This is a genomic window from Butyricicoccus sp. AF18-9LB (assembly GCF_027684505.1).
Taxonomy (GTDB): domain Bacteria; phylum Bacillota; class Clostridia; order Oscillospirales; family Butyricicoccaceae; genus Agathobaculum; species Agathobaculum butyriciproducens.
This window is the reverse complement of record NZ_JAQCWA010000068.1, coordinates 1-279: the sequence shown is the minus strand read 5'-3', so window position 1 is coordinate 279 and position 279 is coordinate 1. Positions and strand designations below refer to the sequence as shown.

Genomic DNA, 279 nt, shown 5'->3' with positions numbered 1-279 from the left:
TTTCGTTGGCTCCGGTGCCGGTCTGCCGACCTTTATCGGTGTTCCGGGCGAGAACGCAAACGGCGTTTACTCCGCGAACGAGTACCTGACCCGCATCAACCTGATGAAGGCGTACAAGGAAAACGCCGACACCCCGATCTACCACGCCAAGAAGGTCGCAGTAGTCGGCGGCGGCAACGTAGCCATGGACGCCGCCCGCTGTGCAAAGCGCATGGGCGCCGAGGAAGTTTACATCGTGTACCGCCGTTCCGAGAAGGAGCTTCCGGCTCGTCTCGAGGA

Annotated in this window: 1 protein-coding gene; it reads left to right on the top strand. The window is 61.3% G+C overall.

Going from position 1 to position 279, the window contains the following annotated elements; all coding sequences use genetic code 11:
* The coding region (locus PGY33_RS14340) for an FAD-dependent oxidoreductase (protein WP_270479223.1) at positions 1-279 on the top strand (279 nt) is incomplete at both ends.